We start from the raw sequence: 15,253 nt of genomic DNA on the forward strand, positions 1-15,253 counted from the left end.
GCCAGCCTGGCGGGCGATGGGGAAGATCCAGGAATGAACATCACCCGCCGCGGCGCCCTCGGGGCCGCCCTCGCCCTTCCCTTCACCGGCACGGCCGGGGCCCAGTCCCAATCCCAGTCCCAGTCCCCTTGGGCGCCCTCCCGCCCCGTGCGGATCGTGGTGCCCTTCCAGGGTGGTGGCGCCACGGACCTCACGGCGCGGCTGCTGGCGGAGCGGCTGACGCCGATGCTGGGCCAGCCCGTCGTGGTGGACAACCGCCCCGGCGCCGGCGGCAATCTCGGCGCCGACATGGTCGCCAAGGCGGACCCCGATGGCCACACGCTGCTGATGTGCACGATCGGCACCGCCAGCATCAACCAGTTCCTCTACAGCCGCATGCCCTATCGGGCCGAGGACTTGGCCGCCGTCGCGCTGGCCAATCTGGTGGCCAATGGCATCATGGTGAACGCCAATCTGCCGGTGCGGAATTTCACGGAATTCCTGGCCTATGCGAAGGCCAATCCCGGCCGCCTGAACTACGGCACGCCGGGCAATGGCACCTCCGGCCATCTCTGCGGCGAATACCTGAAGGTGCGGGCCGGCATCCAGATGACGCATGTGCCCTATCGCGGTACCGGCGGCGTGATCCCGGACCTGATCGCCGGCAATATCGACGTCGCCGTGGACAACCTGCCCGCCTACCTGCCGCAGGCGCGTGATGGCCGCATGAAGATCCTGGCCGTCACCAGCATGGAGCGCTGGTTCGCCCTGCCGGATGTGCCCACGGTGCAGGAAGCCGGGATCTCGGGCTTCGAGGCGGTGGCCTGGTTCGGCGTGCAGGCGCCGGCGCGCATGCCGCGCCCCATCCTGCAGCGCTACGCCACCGCCATCGCCGAGATCTCCCGCATCCCGGAGGTGGTGGAACGCCAGCGCAGCATCGGCGCGGAGCCGCACCCGCTCGGTCCGGAGGAATTCGCGGCCTTCATCGCGGCCGAGAACACCAAGTGGCAGGAGGTGGTCCGCCTGGCCGGCGCACGGCTGGACTGAGGGGGCGCGATCAGACCGGGCGCAGCCACGCCGCCGGCACATGGCGGAAGGGCAGCGCCGCCAGGTCCAGCGCCGCCGGCCCGGGACAGTCGCATTCGACGATGGCGGCGCAGCGCCCGGCGAAGGCGGCCCGGAAATGGTTCTTCGCCTTGTTCGCCAGCAGCCGCGTGGCGTCGAGGTCGATGCCATGCAGCGCGAAGAAGCCCGGATCCACCGCGGCTTCCTTGCGGCTGGTGACGATGATGCGCAGCCAGCCCCCCACGCGCAGCACCGCGGTGGCGCCGAGATCGACCGGCGCCCCGCATTCCATCGGGCCGGCATTCGTGAAGCGACCCTCCGTCAGCCTTTCGACCGTGGCGGAGACGGCAACCGGCGGGCCGAAATCCAGCGTGGTCCGCGCGCCCAGGGCGAAGTCCGCAGCCGTCCCCTCGCCCGCCGCCCGCGCCGCGGCAACCGTGACGGGATCGTGCAGGAAGGCGAAGACCGTGGGCACGCCCGGCGCGGCCTCCATCAGCGCGCGCAGCAGGCCGGGGCTGTCCGCGACACCGCCCGAAAGCGGATTGTCCGCCGGGTCCAGCAGCGCCACCAGGCCGGGCGGGGCGGCCAGCGCGGTGGCCAGCGCCGCCTCCGGCCCCGGCAGCGTCACGCCGAAGCGCGGCAGGCGCGCCGCGATGGCGTCCCGCACCGCCTCGGCCGCGCGGGCGGCGGCCTCTGGCGTGGTGGCCCAGGCCATGCCGCTGGGGCCGGCATGGGGCGTGTCGCCCCAGGAGAAGCCGCCGAAGGGCGCGGCCTCCAGCACCTCCGCCCGTTGCAGCGCCGCCGCTTCCGCCCATACCTCCGCCATCGGCCCGGCTTCGGAGCGCATGTGGAAGGAATGCAGCACCTGCGGAATTTTCCGAATCGCCCCGAAGATCCGCTGGCCGGAGAGGCGGCGTTCCAGCAGGGCCAGGGCGCGCCCCGCGGTGGCGTCCATGTCGAGGTGCGGATAGGTGCGGTAGACGCTGGCGCCATCGAGCAGCGTCGCCAGCTCGGGCGCCATATTGCCGTGGAAATCGAAGCTGGCGGTCAGCGGCGTGGCGCCGATGGCCGCGCGCACCTGGCGGACAATGGCGAGATCCGCGGCCGGCTCGCCCTCCGCCACGCAGGCGCCGTGCAGCGAAAGATAAACGCCATCCCAGGGTCCGCCGGCGCGCAGCCCCTCCAGCACCTCCTCCAGCCAACCGCCAAAGGCCTCGCGCGTCAGCGGCCCGCCCGGCTGGGCGGAGGTGCAGCGCAGGATGGTGGCCTGCCAGTCCGGCCGCTCGCCCAGGAAGCGGCCGAGCCCGCCCAGCTCCGTCCCGGTGCCGGCATAGCGCGCCAGTGCCTCCGCCCCCATGACCCATTCGCGGGAGCGCAGCGCCTCGGGCGGCGTGACGGTGGGGGAGAAGGAATTGCCCTCGAACCAGAGGCGGGCGACAGCGATCTTTGGCATGGCGACAGTCTAGGGACCTTTGCCCGGCAGGGGGACCCCACCGGAGCTAGACCCGGCCGGTGCGCGTCCAATGCGCGACCTGCGGACGGCCATGCGCCTCCGCCCGCCGCGCCGCTTCCTCCCAGTCATAGGCGACGGCGCGCAGGTCGACGGACCAGGCGCCGTCCGCGCGCCGCGTCGCCACGGCATAGCGCGCATGCGGCGTGCCGGTCTCGATGGCGTGCGGGACCGGGTTGTCGTCCTCATAGGCCGGCATGCCGATGCTGCCGGGATTGACGATGGTCACCTCGCCCAGCCGCACCACGCGCGGCATATGGGTATGGCCGCAGAGCACCAGTTTCGCATCGCCGATCCCGGCCAGCCGCGGCAGGATCGCGGCTTCCGAGGCCAGCACCGCGCGGCCGCCCGCCACGTCATCCAGCAGATAGTCCATGTCGCCGCCGGCCGGGCTGCCATGGCAGGCGAAGATCGCCCCATCCGCCAGGCGCAGCGTCTTCGGCAGGCTGGCGATCCAGCCCATCTGCGCCGCCGAAAGCCGCGGTCGCGCGAAGGCGACGGAGCCGCTGGAATCGTCGCCCTCCACCAGGTTGCGCTCGTGATTGCCGGCCAGCGTCGGGCAGCCCAGCGCCATCTGCGCCGCGGCGCTGCCGGCGGGGTCGAAGGGGCCGGTGCAGAGATCGCCGAGATTGACCACCAGGTCCGGCGCCTGCGCCCGCAGATCGGCCAGCACCGCTTCGAGCGCGATCAGATTGCCATGGGTATCGGCCAGGATGGCGAGGCGCATCGGCGGCGGCCCTTCGTCGGAGATGGGCCTGATGCTGCCGCCGCAAGCGTGGCGTGAACAGCCGGTTAAAGCTGCCGCGCCCCGAAAGTGTCGCAGGCATTCAGCTGGCCCGATTGCAGCCCGGTGCGGAACCAGCGCACGCGCTGGGCGGAGCTGCCATGGGTGAAGCTCTCGGGCACCACCTGTCCACCGCCGCGGCGCTGCAGCCGGTCGTCGCCGACAGCCGCGGCGGCGCCGAGACCTTCCTCGATGTCGCCATCCTCCAGGATCTGCCGCGCATCCTGCGCGCGGCGCGCCCAGAGGCCGGCCAGGCAATCCGCCTGCAGCTCGATCCGCACCTGCATGGCATTGTCGCCGCGCTGCGCCCGCCCCAGCAGGCCGAGCTGGTTCTGCACATGGTGGCCGACTTCATGCGCGATGACATAGGCCGCGGCGAAATCGCCCGGTGCGCCGAGCCGGCGCTGCATCTCGGCCAGGAAGTCGAGGTCGATATACACCTGCTGGTCGCCCGGGCAGTAGAAGGGCCCGACCTGCGCCTGGGCGACGCCACAGGCGCTCTGCACCGCGCCGCTGAACAGCACCAGCTTGGGCGCGCGGTATTCGCGGCCCATCTCGCGGAAGGCGGGGGTCCAGACATCCTCGGTCTCGGCCAGCACGCGGCGGACGAAGCGCGCGCCCTGATCCTGCGCCGGCGCGTCATTGGTCGGGCGTTGCTGCACCTGGGATTGCGGCGCCTGTTCCAGCCCGCCGAGGATCACGGCGGGGTCGACGCCGAACAGCAGCGCCAGCACCACCAGCACCACGCCGCCAAAGCCACCGCCGATGGCGATGCCGCCGCGGCCGATGCCGCCCCCGCCGCGCCGGTCCTCGACATTCCCGCTTTCGCGTCCACCACCCAATCGCATGCCGAAGCCTCCGTGACGGCATGGCAACGTCGCGGCAGGCGCGTAGTTCCTGCGGCGGTTCAGCCCCCGCGCAGCAAGGCCGCCAAGGCCGGCGACAGGCCGATGCCGGCGCGGCCCTGCGGCGCGGCATAGCTGCCGGTGCGCGGCTTAGGCAGGCGCATCGCCACCAGCGCCTCGGCCAACTTCACCGCGCAGGCAATGCCATCCAGCAGCGGGACGGGCGATCGCGGCTGCAGCGCCTCCGCCATGCCAGCCAGCGCGGCGCCGGCCAGCACCACCGAATCGCAGCGCGCCGCCATCGCCTCCGCCGCCGCCAGCACCTGGCCCGCCGCGCCATCGGGGTTGGCGATGGCCTGCTGCGGTGTCAGAGGCAGGCCGAGCACCTGGGCGCAGCGCGCCGTCAGGCCGTGCCGCGCCACCAGCTCCTCATAGGGCCCGGCCTGGCCCAGCGTCAGCACGCCGAACTGGCCGCCGACCAGGCAGGCGGTCAGGCAGGCGGCCTCCGTCATGCCGATCACCGGGCAGGGCATCAGCTGCCGCGCCGCCTCCAGCGCCGTATCATGGCTGACCGCCAGCACCGCCGCGTCGATGGTCCCGGCATGCTCCGCCAGCGTCGCCAGCAGGGCGTGGGCGGCGATGGCATTTTCCGCCCGGGTCGAGATCACCGCCGGGCCGAAGGCGGGGGTGGCACCCATGATCTCGGTGCCCGGCGCGGCCGCGGCCTCCGCCGCCGCGACGCAGGCGGCGCTGATGGCCTGGGTCGTATTGGCATTGGCGACGAGGATGCGCATGCGCTCAGCCTCCCACCATGGTCGGCGGCTCCGCCCCGGTGGCCAGCGCCAGCAGCCCCTCGGGCAGGGCGCGGGAGGTTTCGGTCAGCAGCAGCAGGCGCAGCGCCTCCCGCCTCCCGGTGGAGAGGGCGAGCGGCGCATCCCCCGGCGGCAACTCGCCCGATGGCTGGGTCGGCTCGGCCAGGCCCTCGGCGCGGCGCTTCCAGACCTGCAGCGGGTTGAACAGCAGCACGTCGCCGGGCCGCACCTCCATCCGCAGTGCCAGCCCCGGCTCGGCGCAGAGGCTGTCGAGCAGGTCCAGCGCCTGCATCTGCGCGCCGGTCAGGCGCGGCGTCTCCGGCAGGCGCTGCGCGGCATCGATCGAATCGCGCGCATAGCGGCCGACGAAGGCGCCGGAGGCGGTGCTGAAGACCGGCAGGTTCAGCACGGCGCCGCCGGGGGCGGCATGCGGCATCGGGCGGTACAGCACCTCCAGCGCCGCGCGGTCGCGCTTCATCATCTCATTGTGCACGGTGGCGGCGGCCACCAGCATGGCCGGGTCCACATCCGGCGGCTGGCGCATCACCAGCAGCGCCACGACATCCGCCGCATCGGCATGGAAGCGCCAGCGCAGCGGGCCGCCGGCGGCGCTCGACAGGCGCTGCACCGCGCCGCCCTCGGCCGGCAGCGGCCGGCCCAGATGGCTGCCGAGCGCCATCAGCAGCGGCTCGGCCAGCGCCTCGCCCAGCCGCTCCAGCGTCAGGCCGCGCAGCAGCACGAAGCCGCGACCGGTATCGAGCCGCGTGGCGGCGCCGCGCAGCACGGCGCCGAGCCGCGGCAGTGGCGCTTCCGCCGCGGTCGCCGGGGCACGGCCGCCGAGCGCGGTCACCGCCTGTTCGAGCTCCGCCAGATCCTCCGCGCCCACCGGGATCATCCAGTCGGAGGGGCGGAGATCCGCGGCGCGCCAGGCGGCGGGGCCGGCCTGCGGCACCAGGCGGAGCCGCTGTGCAGGCGCGGGGGCGGGCGGGGGAGCGGGGGGGGAAGCCTGGGGGGTGTCACTCATTCCCGCCACACTAACAGCCCTCTCGCCGGCCGCACATGTCTCCCGCCTTCATGTCCCGCGGCGCCGTCTCTTGCCTTCCCGCCTGCCCTGCCCGCAGGCTGGCGCCTTCGCCGGAGACCCTTCCATGGACGACGCCCAAACCGCCCCCGCCCTCGACCTGCCCTTCGAGACGGAGGCGATGCTGGCCGGGCTGCGGCCCTGGGTGGAATGCGAGAGCCCGACCTTCGATGCCGCGGCGGTGGGCCGCATGATGGACCTGGCCGGGCGCGACCTGGCGCTGCTGGGCGCGCGGGTTGAGCGCATTCCCGGCCGCATGGGATTCGGCGATTGCATCCGCGCCCGCTTCCCGCATCCCGCCGGCGACACCACGCCGGGCATCCTGATCCTCGCGCATCTCGACACGGTCCACCCCGTGGGGACGTTGCAAAAGCTGCCGTGGAAGCGGGAGGGTGGCACCTGCCGCGGGCCCGGCATCTTCGACATGAAGGGCGGCACCTTCCTGGCGGTGGAGGCGATGCGCCAGGTGCTGCGCGCCGGCCTGCCGACGCCCCTGCCCGTCACCTTCCTGCTGACCTCGGATGAGGAGGTGGGCAGCCCCTCGACGCGGGACCTGATTGAGGCCGAGGCGCGCCGCGCCCGCTACGTGCTGGTGCCGGAGCCCGCCCGCCCCGATGGCGGCGTGGTGACCGGCCGCTATGCCATCGCCCGCTTCCGCCTGCGCACCACCGGCCGGCCCAGCCATGCCGGCGCGACGCTCGGCGAGGGCCGCTCCGCCATCCGCGAAATGTGCCGCCAGGTGCTGGCGATCGAGGCGATGACGACGGAGGACTGCACCTTCTCCGCCGGCGTGATCCATGGCGGGCAATGGGTGAATTGCGTGGCGACGCATTGCGATGCCGAGGTGCTGTCGATGGCCAAGCGGCAGGCGGATCTCGATGCCGGGGTCGCGCGCATGCTGGCGCTCAAGGCCTCGGCGCCGGATGTGACGCTGGAGGTGACGCGCGGCGTGACGCGGCCGGTCTGGGAGCCGGATGCGGGCACCATGGCGCTGCATGGCGTGGCGCGGGGCCTGGCCCGCAGCCTCGGCTTCGAGATCCCGCCGCAATCCTCGGGCGGCGGCTCGGATGGCAATTTCACTGGCGCGATGGGCATCCCGACGCTGGATGGGCTCGGCGTGGCCGGCGCCGGGGCGCATACGCTGGAGGAGCATATCCAGGTCGGCAGCCTGGTGCCGCGCGGCCGGCTCTTCGCGGGGCTGCTGACTCGCCTTTCTTGAGATTGGCGAAACGTCGCGTTCCTGAGTTATCATCCCACCGCATGAGCGGGAGGGAGTGAGCATGCGCGCTGGGTTGGTTCTTGCAGTTCTGCTGGCGCTGCCAAGCCTCGCCTGGGCACAAAGCGCGCCGATCACCGGTCCCAATTCCGGCGCTGTGCATGGGCAGAACTGGAACATGCGCCAGGATCTGCACAGCGCGACGCCGCCCGGCGCCCCGCCGCAGACCCGCACCCAGCGCCTGCGCCAGCGCGCCCAGCAGACGGAGGCGCAGCGCCGCGCCGCGCGTCAGCAGGCGCAGCAGCAGCGCCAGCGACAGCAGGCCCAGCAGCGTCAGTCCCAGCAGCGTCAGGCGCGGCCGCCTCAGACGCAGCCGCAGTAGCCGGTCAAGGCCGCCGCGCCCGGATCACCGCCAGCAGCGCCGCCAGCTTCGGCGCCGCCGCGGCGCGCATCGGGTGGTAGAGGAACAGGCCCGGCTCCTCGATCGCCGCCTCCGGCATCACCAGGCGCAGCCGGTCCTCGGCCAGCTCCGCCTGCACCAGCGGCTCGAAGAGATAGGCGATGCCCAGCCCTGCGATAGCCAGGTCGCGCGCGGCCATGGGGTCCGTCACCCGGACCGGCCCGCGCACCGGCACGGCGACCTCCCGCCCGCCCTCCGACAATTCCCAGTCATAGACGGCGCCGGAGGCGATCAGGCGGAAGCCGATGCAGGCATGGCGGGCCAGGGCCGCCACCGAATCCGGGGTGCCGCGGGCGGCGAGATAGGCCGGACTCGCCACCATCACCGCGCGGAAGGGCGGCGTCAGCCGCACCGCCACCATGTCCTGGGCGATGAACTCGCCAAGGCGGATTCCGGCATCGAAACCGCCGGCGACGATATCGGTCAGCGCATTGTCGGTGACGACCTCCACCGTCACGCCCGGATGGCGCCGCGCCATCTCGGCCAGGATGCCGTTCAGCGCGAGCGGCAGCGCCAGCGAGGGGGCGTTGATCCGGAGCGTGCCGGAGACCTCGCCCCGCGCAGCCCGCAGCCGCTCCAGCGCCTCCTCGATCTCGGCGAAGGCCGGGCCGAGGGCAGAGACCAGCTCCGCGCCCGCCTCGGTCAGGGCCAGGCTGCGGGTGGTGCGGGCGAAGAGGGGCAGGCCGAGCCGGTCCTCCACCAGCCGCACGGCGTGGGACACGGCGGAGGCGCCGAGGCCCAGCGCGGCGCCGGCGGCGGCAAATCCCCCGCAACGGGCCACGGCGAGGACCACCGGCAGATGCGGAAGCAGGTCGCGCTGCATTGCTGAAGGATATCGCATGACCCATGCGAATCAAACCACGTTATCGCAAAGCCGCCCCTGCCCCATCCTGGCCACCTCGCAGGAAGGGATGAGGCCCATGACCCCGCAGACCTGGTTCATCACCGGCGCCGCCACCGGCTTCGGCCGCGCCTTCGCCGCCCACGCCCTGGCCGAGGGCCATGCGGTTGTCGCGACCGCGCGCGACCCCGCGAAGCTGGCGGAGATCCTGGCCCTGGCGCCGGAGCGTGTGCTGGCGCTGCGCCTCGATGTGACGCAGCCTGCGGAGGCGGAGGCGGCGGTCGCCGCCGCCATGGCGCGTTTCGGCCGCATCGACGTGCTGGTGAACAATGCCGGCTACGGCATCGTCGGCGCCATCGAGGAGACGCCGGACCACGAGCTGCGCGCCCAGATGGAGACGAACTTCTTCGGCGCCATCGCCGTCACCCGCGCCGTGCTGCCGTTCATGCGGGGGCAGCGATCGGGCGCGGTGGTGATGCTCAGCTCGATGGGCGGCCAGATGTCCTTCGGCGGCTTCGGCGCCTATTCCGCCAGCAAATTCGCGCTGGAGGGCGCCGCGGAGGCGCTGGCGCAGGAAATGGCGCCCTTCGGCGTGAAGGTGCTGATCGTCGAGCCTGGCGCCTTCCGCACCGGCTTCGCCGGCGGCGCGTTGCGCCACATGCCGGTGCTCGCCCCCTATGCGGAGGCGCTGTCGGGCATCCGCGGCTTCGCCCATGGCATGGATGGCACGCAGGCGGGCGACCCCGCCAAGGCGGCCGCGGCGGTGGCGCAGGCCCTGCGGGCCGAGAAAACCCCGCTACGCCTGCAGCTCGGCGCCGATGCGGTGGAGGCGGTGCGCGGCCATGCGGAGGCGCTGCTGGCGGATCTGCGGGACTGGGAGGCGGTGGGCCGCGCCACCGCCTTCGGCTGACGTCAGCTGCCGCCGTCGACCTGCAGCACCTGGCCGGTGATCCAGCTCGCGAAGGGCGAGGCGAAGAACATCACCGCATGCGCCATGTCCTCCGGCTCGCCGAGCCGGCGCATGGCGATGCGGTTCAGCATGGCCTTCTGGCCTTCCTCGCCATAGCTCTCGAACTGCTTGATGGAGGCGGGGTTGGACAGCGCGAAGCCGGGGGCGACGGAATTCACCGTGATGCCGTAGGGGCCGAATTCGCGGGAGAGCTGGCGGGTCAGCCCGACCAGGGCGTGCTTGGAGCTGCAATAGGCCTGGATGCCGGTGAGGCTGGCCTTGAGGCCGGCGCCGCTGCTGATGGTGACGATGCGACCGGTGCCCGCCCGCTTCATGCCGGGGGCCACGGCCTTGGCCAGGTTGAAGGCGGCGTGGGTGTTGATGTCGAAGATCGCGTGCCAGTCCTCCTCCGGCACCTCCTCGATCGGGCGCATCACCTGGCCGCGCACGCCGCCGGCATTGCAGACCAGCACGCCGATGGGCTGGCCGGTCGCCGCCTCGATCTCGCGGATCCAGCCGGCGGCGGCGCCCTTGGCCGTCAGGTCGAAGGCGGCGGTGGTGATGCTGCCCTCGGTCTCCGCGGTCTCCTTCAGCTCATCCGCCGAGAGGTCGCAGGCGAAAACCCTGGCGCCAGTCTGGGCAAAGCCGCGGGCGATGGCGCGGCCATAGCCGTGGCCGGCACCGGTCACCGCGACCACCACGCCGTCATATCGGATGTTCATGCCATCAGCTCCGTCAGGTTCGAGTCCGACATCGGGCGCGCGCCGCGCTCACATTCGTGGATCATGGCGATCAGCCGCTCCAGCTTCGGGCAGGCCAGGCCATGGGCGCGGCCGATCGGCGGCACGGCGCCGATCTGCGCATCGGCGGGCGTCGCGCGGTGGCGCACCCAGAGGTCGCGCCAGATTCCCGAATGCGTCTTGGCGTTCGGCCGGTTGAAGGCTTCCATCGCGATCATGGAGGCGCGCGCGGCCTCCTCGGTGCCGCCCGGGCCGAAAGCCGCCGGATCGAATCCGTTGAAGCCAAGCGGGGTCACGCCCTCGGCGCGGGCCACGGCGATCACCTCGCCGCAGAGCGCGCGGACCAGCGGCAGCAGTTCGCTGCGCGCCAGCGTATCGGCGATGCCCTTCTCGGCCAGGCCCTGGGCATAGAGCAGGCTGGAATAGGCCAGCTTGCCCCAGAGATAGCCCCAGATATTGGGCGTCAGCACCGCATCCGGCTCGAAGGTCTCAGCCAGCAGCTTGTGCAGCGCATGAACGCGCGGAGTCGCCGCGCCATCCAGCTCGCCCACCACGACCGCGCCGCGATTGCCATAGAGAATGCGGCCCGGCTCGATCCAGTCCGCGCCGAAATTGACGAAGGCGCCCATGGTGCGATGCGCGCCACACACCTCCGCGATCACCCGCTCGCACAGGCCGTTCTGCAGGGAGAGCACATAGCCATCCTCGGCCAGATGCGGCAGCAGCTGGCGGCAGGCGGCTTCCGTGTCGTGGGTCTTCACGGCCAGGAAGATGCGGCGGAAGACGCCCTTCACCTCGCCGGGCAGCGAGGCCGGGGCGCTGACCTTCATCTGCGCGACCGGCCCCTCGATCACCAGGCCGCGCGCGGGGTCCGCGATGGCGGCCACATGGTCCGGCACCACGTCGCAGAAGACCACCGCATGGCGCGCCCGCACCAGATGCGCCCCCACCGTGCCGCCGATGGCGCCCGCGCCCCAGATCAGGATCGGCCCATGATCCACCGCCTCCCGCGCCCCAGTCCTGCCAGCCAAGTTGTATCCCTTTCCGCCGATGCCCGTCATGCGCTGGGCGCCCTTGCGCGGCATGCCGCCGCCAGACCACCCTGCGCCCAGGCTAGACAGGACCAGCGCCGCGTCAATGAGTGGCAATCTGAAGGGCGCGGCCTTGATGTCCGCCGCCGCCGTGCTCTTCGCGGCGGAGGTGCTGATGATCCGCTGGATGACCGCGCGCGGCATTCCGGTGGAGGTGCAGCTGATGGCCCGCGCCCTCGGCCAGCTTCTCTGGGTGACGCCGCGCATCGCGACCAGCGGCCTCGCGGTGTTCCGCACGAAGCGGCTGCCGATGCATCTGCTGCGCGGCGCCTCCTCCCTGATCTGCTGGGGGCTCTACTACTATTCCTTCACCCGGCTCGACATGGCGACGGGCACGGTGCTGTCCTTCACCAATGTCATGTTCACCACGCTGCTGGCGGCGCCGATCCTGGGCGAGCGGGTGGATCGCTGGCGCTGGTTCGGCACAATCGCCGGGCTTCTGGGCGTGGCCGTCATGCTGCGGCCAGGGGCGCAGGTGGATGCGCTGGGGGCGGCGGCGGCCATCGCCGCGGCCATCGCCTGGTGCGGCATCACGCTGCCCTCCCGCAGCCTGACGCGCACGGACAGCACGCTGACGGTGCTGGCCTGGGTCGGCGTCTTCACCAGCCTCGGCGTTCTGCCGCTGGCGATCGCCGCCTGGGTGCCGCTGGGCCTGGTGGAGATCGGGTTGTTGCTGGTGGTGGCCACCGTCATGCCCGGCATCATCTTCATGGTGACGGAGGCGCTGCGCCATGGCGAGGCGAGTGCCATCGCGCCCTTCCAGTATCTCCGCCTGGTGGTGGTGACGGCGGCCGGCTGGATCCTGTTCAACGAGGTGCCGGACCTGTTTGGCTGGATCGGTGCCGCCATCATCCTGACCGGCGCCGTGGTGATCACCGTGGCGGAGGCGCGCCGGCGGTGAGCCCCTTCGCCAAGGCGGCGCTGCTCTCCGTCGCCGCCGGCTTCATCTTCAACCTGGAAACCACGGTGGTGAAGGCCATCGAGGGCGTGCCGCTGGCGACCCTCGTGCTGGCCCGCGCGCTGGGCCAGCTCGGCTGGACCTTGCCTGCGCTGCTGCGCGACCCGACCCTGCCGCGCACCCGCGCCCTGCCCATGCAGGTCTTCCGCGGCCTGCTTTCGGTGGTGTCCTGGTACACCTACTACATCGCCTTCGTCGGCCTGCCGCTGGCCACCGCCACGGTGCTGTCCTTCACCTCCGTGCTGTTCGTCACGGCGCTGGCCGGGCCGGTTCTGGGCGAGCGCGTCCGCTGGCGGCGGTGGAGCGCGACGCTGGTGGGTTTTTGCGGCGTCGTCGCCATCGTCCGCCCGGGCTCGGTGGGGGCGGTGGCGCTGGACTGGCCACTGGCGGCCTCGCTGGCCTCCGCCCTGATGGGCGCGGCGATCGTGCTGACCACCAAGACCCTGGCGCGGACGGAGCGCACGGGCACCATCATGTTCTGGATCGGCGTGGTGGCGGTGGCGGTCGCGCTGCCGGTGGCGCTGCCCGGCCTCGCCTGGCCCGGCTGGACCAACCTTTTCCTGCTGGTGCTATGCGGGCTTTGCGGGCCCTTCGCCATGCATCTCTGGATCAATGCGCTGCGCATGGTGGATGCCAGCGTCGTGGCGCCGATCTCCTATGTCCGCCTGGTCTTCGCCGCCGCCACCGGCGTGCTGCTCTTCGAGGAGGTGCCGGATGCCTGGCTCGGCCTGGGCGCGGCGCTGATCGTGGGCTCCGCCGTCTATATCACGCGGCGGGAGGCGCAGGTGGCGCAGCGCCGGGCGGCGCCGCTGGCCGCCAATGCCCAGGCGGCGCTGCCGATTCAGCCGGCGAAGCCGCAGGCCGAGAGCGCTTCCTCCAGCGGCCCGGGCGCCAGCCCGAATTCCCGGTAGCCGAGGCGCAGATGCTGCACATACCACCCCTCCGGCGGTCCGGCTCGCAGCCGCCGCCCGGCATAGATCCAGGCTTTCGGACCATTCGGCAGCGTGACCTCGAGGCGTTCATAGATGCCCAGCGCCGTACCCTCGAACTTGTCCAGGCTGCGCAGGTGCGCGCGGCTGATGCGCCACAAGCCGATGGGCAGGGCGGCACCGGCATCCGGCTCGATATCGGCAAAGCGCCGCAGCACCAGGCGCCAGCCGGGCAGCAGCAGGGCGCCGGCGGGCTCCGCCCCCGCGCAGCGGTCCTGCATCCGGCTGTGATCGAGGTTACTGCCATAGGCGGCGTAGAGAAGCGGCATGGCGCGCAGAATCGGGGCGCCGCCGCGGGATTGGCAAGACCATGATGCTGTTGCTGCAAGCCGCGCCGCTGCTGCTGCTGGTGGCGCTGCTGCTCTCCGGCCGCGCCGGGCCGGTGCCGGCGGTGCTGGCCGCGCTGGTCGCCGCGCTGCCGGCGGTGGTCGCGACGCTGCAGGCGCCCACCCTGCCCTTCCTGGCGGAGGAGACGCTGCGCGGCGCCTTCCTCGCGCTGAAACCCATCACGGTGGTGATGGGCGGGCTGCTGTTCCATGCCGCCGTCGCCGGCCGCGGGGGTGGCGCGGCGGCCACCGAACCCTCGCCGCGCCGCATCTTCGTGGCCGCCCTGCTGATGGGCGGCTTCATGGAAAGCGTCACCGGCTTCGCCGTCGGCGCCGTCTTCGCCCTCTCGGCCATCCGCGGGATGGGGCTGCGCGGCGCGCCGGCCGGGGCCATGGCGCTGCTCTCCCTCACTCTGGTGCCCTGGGGCGGGCTGGGGCCGGGCACTTCGCTCGGCGCGGCGCTGACGGGCCTGCCGGCGCAGGAGGTGGCGGCGCTGACCGCCTGGCCGAATGCCGCCTGGCTGCTGCTGATGGGGCCGGTGCTCTGGCGGCTGTGCGCGGCAGCCGGCATCTCCGTGCCGGCGCGGGAGAAGGCGGTGCAGATGGGGCTGCTGCTGGCCATGTCCGGCATCCTGCTGGCCTCCCACGCCCTGTTCCCCTTCGAGGTCGCCGGCATCCTGGCCACCGGCATCCCCCTGCTGGCCACGCTCTACCGCCTGGACCCGCCGCGTGGCGCCGAGGGCTGGCGCGCGGCCTTCCGGTCGCTGGCCCCCTACCTGCTGCTGACCGCGGCGCTGCTGCTGGCGCGGTCCTGGACCGCTGCGCCGGCCTGGACGCCCTATGCCGACCTGCCCGGCTTCCCCATCACCCATGTCGCCGTGGTGCTCTGGCTGGTCGGCGGGGGCCTGCTGCTGCGCCGGGCCGATCCCGGCCCGCGCGCCCGCGCGGCCCTGACCCGCGCGCTGCGGCCAGCGCTCGCCATGCTGCTTTACGTGGTGCTGGCGCGCTGGATGGCGGGGGCGGGCATCGCCGGCGCGCTGGCCCAGGCGGCGGCGGAGGGGCTGGGGCCGGCCGCGCCCTATGCGGTGCCGGTGCTGGGCCTGGCCTCGGGCATCGTCACCGGCAGCAATGTCGGCTCCAACGCCGCGCTGATGCCGGTGCAGGCGGCGCTCGGCCAGGCGGCGGGGCTGCCGCCATTGCTGGCCCCTGCCCTGCACAATTTTTCGGGCGCCGCCGGGGCGGGCATGTCCTTTGCCGGCACGGCGATGATCTGCGGCTTGCTGGCCGATGGCGCCCGGCCGGCGCAGATCTGGCGGCTGCTGGCGCCCTCGCTCGCCGGCGTGGTGGTGGTCGGCTGGGCTATGGTGGCGCTGCTGGGCTGAGCGCGGCGCGGCCCGCCGGCGTCGCCACCACCCATAGCGCGTCGCCCCGCGTCTCGCAGGCCAGCAGGCCGCGATCGGCGGCATCCTCCCAGACCGTCAGGCGCGGGCAGCTGGTGCGCCAGCGGTCCATCACCTCCGCATAGGGGCGCGGCGCGGCGGCGATCCAGGCCACCAGGTCGCGGATCAGCGCTTCCTTCGGATCGGTCATCGGGACCTCCTGACACG

General features: G+C 72.8%; 17 protein-coding genes. 7 read left to right on the top strand and 10 right to left on the bottom strand.

Going from position 1 to position 15,253, the window contains the following annotated elements:
- The first annotated feature begins 33 nt into the window (after positions 1–33).
- Positions 34–1,026 (top strand): Bug family tripartite tricarboxylate transporter substrate binding protein, encoded by a 993-nt coding sequence (locus ACTIF1_RS06970; RefSeq protein ID WP_439595667.1) that lies wholly within the window; start codon positions 34–36, stop codon positions 1,024–1,026.
- A gap of 10 nt (positions 1,027–1,036) precedes the next feature.
- Here the strand turns inward: ACTIF1_RS06970 and ACTIF1_RS06975 are convergent, their stop codons facing one another.
- The 5 genes from ACTIF1_RS06975 to ACTIF1_RS06995 all read right to left on the bottom strand — a co-directional run bounded on the left by ACTIF1_RS06975 (position 1,037) and on the right by ACTIF1_RS06995 (position 5,947).
- Positions 1,037–2,497, bottom strand: a complete 1,461-nt coding sequence (locus ACTIF1_RS06975) for a M81 family metallopeptidase (protein WP_439595668.1) — start codon at positions 2,495–2,497, stop codon at positions 1,037–1,039.
- Between the two features lie 46 nt (positions 2,498–2,543).
- Positions 2,544–3,281 (bottom strand): metallophosphoesterase family protein, encoded by a 738-nt coding sequence (locus tag ACTIF1_RS06980; RefSeq protein WP_439595669.1) that lies wholly within the window; start codon positions 3,279–3,281, stop codon positions 2,544–2,546.
- A 65-nt stretch (positions 3,282–3,346) separates the two neighbouring features.
- Entirely contained in the window at positions 3,347–4,186 is an 840-nt protein-coding gene (gene ypfJ, locus ACTIF1_RS06985) for a KPN_02809 family neutral zinc metallopeptidase (protein WP_439595670.1), read from the bottom strand.
- Between the two features lie 59 nt (positions 4,187–4,245).
- Positions 4,246–4,977, bottom strand: a complete 732-nt coding sequence (locus ACTIF1_RS06990) for an aspartate/glutamate racemase family protein (RefSeq protein WP_439595671.1) — start codon at positions 4,975–4,977, stop codon at positions 4,246–4,248.
- Between the two features lie 4 nt (positions 4,978–4,981).
- Positions 4,982–5,947 carry a TauD/TfdA family dioxygenase gene (locus tag ACTIF1_RS06995; protein WP_439595672.1) on the bottom strand — a complete coding sequence of 322 codons (966 nt, stop codon included), beginning with the start codon at positions 5,945–5,947 and terminating at the stop codon, positions 4,982–4,984.
- Positions 5,948–6,143: 196 nt separating this feature from the next.
- On the opposite strand from ACTIF1_RS06995, the gene ACTIF1_RS07000 reads away from it, so the two are divergent.
- Together ACTIF1_RS07000 and ACTIF1_RS07005 are read left to right on the top strand one after the other, a co-directional pair.
- Positions 6,144–7,295, top strand: coding sequence for a M20/M25/M40 family metallo-hydrolase (locus tag ACTIF1_RS07000; RefSeq protein ID WP_439595673.1), 1,152 nt, complete (start codon positions 6,144–6,146; stop codon positions 7,293–7,295).
- 175 nt (positions 7,296–7,470) lie between these two features.
- Positions 7,471–7,674, top strand: a complete 204-nt coding sequence (locus tag ACTIF1_RS07005) for a hypothetical protein (protein ID WP_439595674.1) — start codon at positions 7,471–7,473, stop codon at positions 7,672–7,674.
- Positions 7,675–7,678: 4 nt separating this feature from the next.
- Here the strand turns inward: ACTIF1_RS07005 and ACTIF1_RS07010 are convergent, their stop codons facing one another.
- Complete coding sequence (locus ACTIF1_RS07010; RefSeq protein WP_439595675.1) at positions 7,679–8,575, bottom strand: LysR substrate-binding domain-containing protein; 897 nt, start codon at positions 8,573–8,575, stop codon at positions 7,679–7,681.
- Positions 8,576–8,672: 97 nt separating this feature from the next.
- Here ACTIF1_RS07010 and ACTIF1_RS07015 point away from each other — a divergent pair, with 97 nt between their 5' ends.
- Positions 8,673–9,503, top strand: coding sequence for an oxidoreductase (locus ACTIF1_RS07015; RefSeq protein ID WP_439595676.1), 831 nt, complete (start codon positions 8,673–8,675; stop codon positions 9,501–9,503).
- A 2-nt stretch (positions 9,504–9,505) separates the two neighbouring features.
- On the opposite strand, the gene ACTIF1_RS07020 is transcribed toward ACTIF1_RS07015, so the two are convergent.
- Both ACTIF1_RS07020 and ACTIF1_RS07025 read right to left on the bottom strand, forming a co-directional pair.
- Entirely contained in the window at positions 9,506–10,264 is a 759-nt protein-coding gene (locus ACTIF1_RS07020; RefSeq protein ID WP_439595677.1) for an SDR family NAD(P)-dependent oxidoreductase, read from the bottom strand.
- On the bottom strand, positions 10,261–11,313 hold the full coding sequence (locus ACTIF1_RS07025; protein ID WP_439595678.1) for a ketopantoate reductase family protein: 1,053 nt from the start codon (positions 11,311–11,313) through the stop codon (positions 10,261–10,263). Before ACTIF1_RS07025 ends, ACTIF1_RS07020 begins: the two co-directional genes overlap by 4 nt.
- Before the next feature lie 106 nt (positions 11,314–11,419).
- On the opposite strand from ACTIF1_RS07025, the gene ACTIF1_RS07030 reads away from it, so the two are divergent.
- Both ACTIF1_RS07030 and ACTIF1_RS07035 read left to right on the top strand, forming a co-directional pair.
- Entirely contained in the window at positions 11,420–12,274 is an 855-nt protein-coding gene (locus ACTIF1_RS07030) for a DMT family transporter (protein ID WP_439595679.1), read from the top strand.
- Positions 12,271–13,242, top strand: coding sequence for a DMT family transporter (locus ACTIF1_RS07035; protein ID WP_439595680.1), 972 nt, complete (start codon positions 12,271–12,273; stop codon positions 13,240–13,242). The genes ACTIF1_RS07030 and ACTIF1_RS07035 overlap by 4 nt, the downstream gene beginning before the upstream one ends.
- On the opposite strand, the gene ACTIF1_RS07040 is transcribed toward ACTIF1_RS07035, so the two are convergent.
- Positions 13,173–13,589: a gamma-glutamylcyclotransferase family protein gene (locus ACTIF1_RS07040; RefSeq protein ID WP_439595681.1), complete on the bottom strand. Its 417-nt coding sequence runs from the start codon at positions 13,587–13,589 to the stop codon at positions 13,173–13,175. The genes ACTIF1_RS07035 and ACTIF1_RS07040 overlap by 70 nt on opposite strands.
- 41 nt (positions 13,590–13,630) lie before the next feature.
- Between ACTIF1_RS07040 and ACTIF1_RS07045 the strand changes: the two genes are divergently transcribed.
- The gene (locus ACTIF1_RS07045) at positions 13,631–15,028 is read left to right on the top strand and encodes an L-lactate permease (protein WP_439595682.1); all 1,398 of its coding nucleotides are present in this window, start codon (positions 13,631–13,633) and stop codon (positions 15,026–15,028) included.
- On the opposite strand, the gene ACTIF1_RS07050 is transcribed toward ACTIF1_RS07045, so the two are convergent.
- Entirely contained in the window at positions 15,006–15,236 is a 231-nt protein-coding gene (locus tag ACTIF1_RS07050; protein ID WP_439595683.1) for a hypothetical protein, read from the bottom strand. The two genes, ACTIF1_RS07045 and ACTIF1_RS07050, sit on opposite strands and share 23 nt — an antisense overlap.
- Positions 15,237–15,253: the final 17 nt, after the last annotated feature.

The sequence above is a fragment of the Falsiroseomonas sp. genome (assembly GCF_051860665.1).
Taxonomy (GTDB): domain Bacteria; phylum Pseudomonadota; class Alphaproteobacteria; order Acetobacterales; family Acetobacteraceae; genus Falsiroseomonas.